This is a genomic window from Azohydromonas sp. (assembly GCF_035325925.1).
In the GTDB taxonomy this organism is placed as follows: Bacteria; Pseudomonadota; Gammaproteobacteria; order Burkholderiales; family Burkholderiaceae_C; genus Calidifontimicrobium.
In genome coordinates, this window is the sequence record NZ_DAOKZA010000002.1 from 47,286 (window position 1) to 53,616 (window position 6,331).

The 6,331-nt window shown below is 75.1% G+C and carries 5 protein-coding genes; 3 read left to right on the forward strand and 2 right to left on the reverse strand.

Annotation, left to right across the window (positions count from 1 at the left end; all coding sequences use genetic code 11):
* Positions 1 to 8 precede the first annotated feature (8 nt).
* From PKC53_RS01250 to mltB, 3 genes are all read left to right on the forward strand, one after another.
* On the forward strand, positions 9 to 980 hold the full coding sequence (locus PKC53_RS01250) for a DUF58 domain-containing protein (protein ID WP_324425478.1): 972 nt from the start codon (positions 9 to 11) through the stop codon (positions 978 to 980).
* Between the two features lie 317 nt (positions 981 to 1,297).
* Positions 1,298 to 3,415: a DUF3488 and transglutaminase-like domain-containing protein gene (locus tag PKC53_RS01255; protein ID WP_324425481.1), complete on the forward strand. Its 2,118-nt coding sequence runs from the start codon at positions 1,298 to 1,300 to the stop codon at positions 3,413 to 3,415.
* A 7-nt stretch (positions 3,416 to 3,422) separates the two neighbouring features.
* Positions 3,423 to 4,484, forward strand: coding sequence for a lytic murein transglycosylase B (mltB, locus tag PKC53_RS01260; RefSeq protein ID WP_324425483.1), 1,062 nt, complete (start codon positions 3,423 to 3,425; stop codon positions 4,482 to 4,484).
* A gap of 31 nt (positions 4,485 to 4,515) precedes the next feature.
* On the opposite strand, the gene PKC53_RS01265 is transcribed toward mltB, so the two are convergent.
* Both PKC53_RS01265 and PKC53_RS01270 read right to left on the reverse strand, forming a co-directional pair.
* Positions 4,516 to 5,205, reverse strand: a complete 690-nt coding sequence (locus PKC53_RS01265) for a DUF6781 family protein (RefSeq protein WP_324425485.1) — start codon at positions 5,203 to 5,205, stop codon at positions 4,516 to 4,518.
* 95 nt (positions 5,206 to 5,300) lie between these two features.
* Positions 5,301 to 5,723, reverse strand: coding sequence for a VOC family protein (locus PKC53_RS01270; RefSeq protein WP_324425641.1), 423 nt, complete (start codon positions 5,721 to 5,723; stop codon positions 5,301 to 5,303).
* Positions 5,724 to 6,331 lie beyond the last annotated feature (608 nt).

The window sequence follows — 6,331 nt, forward strand, 5'->3', positions numbered from 1 at the left end:
AGCGAGCGATGGCGGGCGCGACGCTGGCCGGGCCGCCGCTGCGCGAGCGATGGCACCGCTGGTGGCTGGCACGGCTGCCGCGCACCGACCGCTGGACGCTGACGCAGCGCAACGTCTACATCGTGCCCACGCGCGCCGGTGCGCTGTTCGCGTTCACGCTGGCGCTGATGCTGGTGGCCGCGATCAACTACCAGCTCAACCTCGGCTACGTGCTGACCTTCCTGCTCGCCGGCGCCGGGCTGGTGTCGATGCACCTGACGCACGGCACGCTGCGCGGGCTGACGCTGCAGCTGCGCACGCCGGCGCCGGGCTTTGCCGGCGAGCCGGCCACCGTCGAGGTGGTGCTGACGAGCCCGTCGCAGGCGCGGCACGGCATCGGCGTGGCCTTCGACGCGCCGCGCGCCGAGCGGCACGTGGCCTGGGTCGACGTGCCGGCGCAAGGCCAGGCGGTGGCGCGGCTGGCGTTCGTGCCGCCGCGGCGCGGGGCGCACGCGGTGCCGGCGCTGCGCGTGGAGACGCAGTTCCCGTTCGGGCTGTTCCGCGCCTGGTCGCTGTGGCGGCCGCAGGCGCAGGTGCTGGCCTGGCCGGCGCCCGAGCACCCGGCGGCCCCGTTGCCGGCACCGACGCCGCGCGCCGGCGAACGCCCGGGCGCCCGTGCCGACCGCGGCGAGTTCGACGGCGTGCGCGCCTACCAGCGCGGCGACACGCTGCGCCAGGTGGTGTGGAAGAAGGCCGCACGCACCGGCGAGCTGGTCAGCCGCGACGCGCGCGGCCCGGCCGGTCGCGAGCTCTGGCTCGACTGGGCCGCCACCGCCGGGCGCGGCGACGCCGAGGCACGGCTGTCGCGACTGGCCGCCTGGGTGCTCGCCGCCGAGCGCGCCGACCTGCACCACGGGCTGCGCCTGCCGGGCGTCGAACTGCCCCCCGGCCAGGGCGACGTGCACCGCCGCCGCGCGCTCGAGGCACTGGCGTTGTACTGAAGTGAACCTCCCCCGACGCGCTTCGCGCACCCCCTCCCGAGGAGCGGGCACCGCCAGCGGACCGGCAAAGCCGGAACCGCTGCGATCGCTCGATGGCGTCGGGTGCGTGCGTCGCGGGTCGCGCGAAGCGCGGTGGAGCAATTGACATGGCCTGCCTCGTAGCGCCGACGCCACCTTCGCCGAGCCGTGAAGGCGCCCTATCGCGATGCCTGGCAGCGCCGCCAGCGGCGCGGCGAGGCCGGTGGCGCGGTGGTCGCCCGAGGGCGTTCGCTGCATCGCCGGCGCGCCCTGCGCGACACGGCACCTGAACGCCATCGATGGCCATCGACCGCCAGCGCACGCTCGCCGCGATCGACCGCGGCCTGACCATCGCCACCTGGTGGCCGGGGTGGGCGCACCTGCCGCGCGACGCGCGCGACGTGCTGTTCCTGCTCGGCGTCATCGGCTGGACGGTGTTGCCGCACGCTGGCCACCTGCCGGCGTGGTGCATCGCGATGACCACCGCGGTGCTGCTGTGGCGCGCGCGGCTGGCGCTGCTGCAGCGTCCGCTGCCGGGGCGCTGGTCGGTGGTCGCGGTGCTGCTGGTCGCCGCCGCACTCACCTTCTGGAGCCACGGCACCCTGCTCGGCAAGGACGCGGGCGTCACGATGCTTGTGGTGCTGATGGTGCTGAAGACGCTCGAGCTGCGCGCGCGCCGCGACGCGCTGGTGGTGTTCTTCCTCGGCTTCTTCCTGGTGCTGACCAACTTCCTGTACTCGCAGTCGCTCGCGGTTGCGGCGGCGATGCTGGTGGCGGTGTGGGGCCTGCTGACGGCGCTGGTGCTGGCGCACATGCCGGTGGGCCGCCCGCCGCTGCGCCAAGCGACGATGCTCGCCGGGCGCGCCGCGCTGCTGGGCGCGCCGATCATGGTCGTGCTGTTCGTGCTGTTCCCGCGCTTCGGCCCGCTGTGGGGACTGCCGCAGGACGCGATGGCCAAGACCGGGCTGTCGGGCAGCCTGACGCTGGGCGGCGTGGCCGAACTCGCGCTCGACGACACGATCGCGTTTCGCGTGCGCTTCGACGGGCCGGCGCCGCCGGCGTCGCAGCTGTACTGGCGCGGTCCGGTGCTGTCGCAGTTCGACGGCCGCGACTGGCGCCGCCTGGTGCCCGGCTTCCCCGCCGAGCTGCGCCCGCGTGCCGAGCTGCGCGTGGCCGGCGCGCCGCTGGACTACGAGGTGGTGATCGAGCCTTCGCGGCTGCCGTCGCTGACGCTGCTCGAGGCCACGCCGCCCGAAGGCGAGCGGGTGCCGACGGCGCCCGATCTGCGGCTGCGCTTCACCGAAGACCTGCAGTGGCTCGCCGACCGGCCGCTGGTCGACCGCGTGCACCTGCGCACGCGCGCCTTCCCCCGCTTCGAGCACGGCCCGCGCGACCCGGTGGTCGGCCTGCGCGACCACCTCGAACTGCCGCCGGGCTACAACCCGCGCACGCTGGCCTGGGCGATGGAATTGCGCCGCGTGCACCCCGACGCCGACGCGCTCACGCTGGTGCAGCGCGTGATCGGGCACATCCGCGCCGAGGGTTTCTCGTACACGCTCACGCCCGGCGAGTACGGCGACGAGCGCGGCCGCCACGCCATCGACGAGTTCTGGCTCGACCGCCGCCAGGGTTTCTGCGAGCACTTCGCCACCGCGTTCGTCGTCGTCATGCGCGCGCTCGACGTGCCGGCGCGCGTGGTCACCGGCTACCAGGGCGCCGACCGCGTGCTGCAGGACGGCTGGGTCGTGGTGCGCAACAGCCACGCGCACGCCTGGGCCGAGGTGTGGATCGCCGGCCGCGGCTGGATGCGCGTCGACCCGACCGCCGCGGTGGCGCCAGAGCGCGTCGAGCGCAGCGCCTCGTTGCGCCCGGCGCCGGGGCTGGTGGCCGGTGCGCTGGGCAGCGTCGACCCCGAACTGCTGGCCACGCTGCGCCGCGCCTGGGAAGGCCTCAACCACGGGTGGAACCAGTGGGTGCTGAACTACTCGCGGGGCCAGCAGTTCGACCTGCTGCGCTGGCTCGGCGTCGACTCGCCCGACTGGGCCGACCTCGGTCTGCTGCTGGTCGCGCTGCTCAGCGCCGCGGCGCTGGCCGGTGCCGGCTGGGCCGCTTGGGACCGCTGGCGGCAGGACCCCTGGAGGCGCGCGCACCGCCGCATCCGCGAGCGGCTGGCCGAGCTGGGCGTGGCCGCCGCCGCGCACGAGGCGCCACGCACGCTGGCGCAGCGCGTGCGCACCGAGCTCGGCGACGCCGGCGCGGCGCTCGAGGCGCAACTGCGCGAGCTCGACGCCGCGCGCTACGCACCGCCCGCCGCCGACTCGACGCCGTCGCTGCGCCACTGGCAGCGCGACTTCGAGCGTGCCGCCACCGCCGCCGCGAGGCAGGCGCGCGGGAGATCCCGCGGTCGGTCGCGATAATCGCCCGATGCCGTCCCCGATCCCGTGGCGCCGCGCGCTCGGCGCCGCCCTCGTGCTGTGGCCGCTGGCCGCCTGGAGCGCACCGGCCGCCGCCGAGCCGCGCCTGCCCTACCTCGAGCGTGCCGACGTGCAGCGCTTCGTCGCCGAGACCGCACGGGCGCTGGACCTGGACGCCGACTGGATCGAGCGTCAGCTGCGCCCCGCGCGGCACGTCGGTGCGGTCACCCGGCTGATCATGCCGACCCCACCGGGCACAGCGAAGGACTGGTCGGCGTACCGCGCGCGTTTCGTCGAGCCGCAGCGCATCGGCGCCGGCGTCGCGTTCTGGCGCGACCACGCCGCCACGCTCGCACGCGCCGAGACCCAGTTCGGCGTGCCGGCGGCGGTGATCGTCGGCATCGTCGGCGTCGAGACCTTCTACGGCCGCATCACCGGCAACTTCCGCACCGTCGACGCGTTGGCCACGCTGGCGTTCGACTTCCCGAGCGGGCGCAGCGACCGCAGCGCGTACTTCCGCGACGAGCTGGCGCAGCTGCTGGCGTGGGTCGCGCACGAGGACATCGACGCGTCGTCGGTGCGCGGCTCGTTCGCCGGCGCGATCGGCCTGCCGCAGTTCATGCCCAGCAGCATCCGCCGCTGGGCGCTCGACTACGACGGCGACGGCCACGTCGACCTGCGCGGCAGCGCCGCCGACGCGATCGGCAGCGTCGCCAACTTCCTCGCCGGCCACGGTTGGCAGCGCGGACTGCCGACGCACTACGCGGTGACGCCGCCGGCCGAACGCGTCGACCGCGCGACGCTGCTGGCCCCCGACATCGTGCCCAGCTTCAGCGCCGCGCAGTTCGCCGAGCGCGGCGCTACGCTCGACGACGCCGGCCGCGCGCACGACGGGCTTCTCGCGCTGGTCGAGGTCGACAACGGCAGCGCACCGCCGAGCCACGTCGCCGGCACGCACAACTTCTTCGTGCTCACGCGCTACAACCGCTCGAGCTACTACGCGCTGGCGGTGCTCGAACTGGGCGCGGCGGTCGAAGCCGCGCACCGCGCGACGCGCCAGGCGGCGCACTGACCGGGCACCGCCCGCCGCGCGCCGGCGACGGCTACTTGCCGCGCGACGCCGACTTCTTCGCCGGCGCACCGCCGCTGCCGCGCTGCAGCGCCTCGGACATGCCGATCAGCACGCCGCTGGCCATCGCCGCGTAGCTCTCGGCCAGCGCCTGCGCGGCGCGCATCCCGGCGCGGCGGCCCTCGCGCGCGGCGTCGTGCATCTGCGCGAGCATCTGCTCGACGGTCTTGGCGGCCTGCCCGCCCGCCAGCGTGCCGCCGGCCTGCATCTTCTCGAGCACCTGGTTCCACGGCCCGGCGAACGGGGCGCCGGCGCCCTCGGCGGCCTTCTTCACCGTGCCGATCAGCGTGTCCTCGATCTTGTCGAGGTCGTCGAGCGCCTTCTTCAGGTGCCTCTCGCGCAGGTCGGCACCCTGCGCCAGCAACTGCTGCAGCGCGACGCGGTTCGCGTCGACGGCCTTCAGCAGCGCCTCGTCCATGCCGGCGACCGCCTGGTCGAGCAGCGGCGCGACGTCGGCGCCGAGCGGGTTCTTCGCCACCCCGGCACCGGCCGCCTCGGTCACGCTCTTGAGCGTCGCGCGGATGTTCTTCAGCGTCAGCTCGCGCCCCTGCAGCGCCTGAAGCGTGGCCTGGGTCACCGCCTGGCGCAGCTGCTCGGACTGCTGCGCCGTGGCGGATTCGAACATCGAGATCAGCGCGTCGGCATCGAACGCGGGCTTGGACATGGCGGCTCCTCGGCGGGTTGGGATGGCGCGGCACGGCGGCCGCGCCGCGATGCTCGCACCGCGCACGGCCTTCGGCAAGCGCCGGCCGATGGCCTTCAGCCGGCGCGCGACGCCGGCGTCGTCGCGCCGGCCTTGAGTTCGACGACGTTGCCCTCGGGGTCGTCCAGGTACAGCGACGGGCCCTCGCCCTCGGCGCCGTAGCGTGAAGCGAGCGGCCCCGCCGTGACGCCGCAGGCGGCGAGCCGGGCGCGGATCGCCGCCTCGTCGAACGGTTCGACGCGCAGGCAGAAGTGGTCCAGGTTGCGCCCCTGCGCGCCAGGGGCGGCGCCGCCGACGCGGCCGAGTGGCCCGTCGACCGAGACCAGGTCGATCAGCGAACGCCCGGCGCGCAGTTGCACCAGGCCGAGGTCGTCGCGCCGGCGCTCGACGCGGCAGCCGAGCGCGTCGCCGTAGAACCGCACCATGCGCTCGAGGTCGACGGCACGCAGCACCAGGTGGTCGATGCCGACCACCTGCATCGCCGTGGCGGGCGGACTGGCGCCGGCGTGCGCGTCGCCGTCGCGTGCGTCGCGCCACATCGAGCCGTGCTGCAGGTAGTGGTTGAGCCGCCGCTCCCAGGCCTGCATCGAGTCGCGGTACGCGGCTTCGGTGAACGAGCGCAGGAAGTCGTCGCCCGCCGGGCCCAGGCTGGTGTGGGAGTAGGTGACGGTGGCCTCGCAGCCCGCGTCGAGCGCGCGCAGCCGGATCGACAGCCGGCACGCCGTGACCTTCGGCGTGACCTTGATCATCTCGACGACGCCGGCGTCGGGTTCGTGGCGCGTCACGACCCACACCGCGTCGTCGTGCGGCGCCGCGGCGGTGACGAACACGCAGTCGGGTTCGGCCACGCCCGAATGCGACCACACGCGCAGCGGGTTCCACCCGTCGATCCAGTCCGCCTCGCGCACCGGACACAGCAGCGGGAACACCGCCGAGGGCGGAGCCACCAGGCGTTGCGTGTAGCTGCGGCTGACGCGGTTCGGGGCGGCGATGTCCATGACGGTCGGGAACGCGGCGCGCAGGCGGGGACGTCCCGAGGATACGACGGCTCGACACCGGCATGGCAAGACCACCCAGCGGCCGCCGC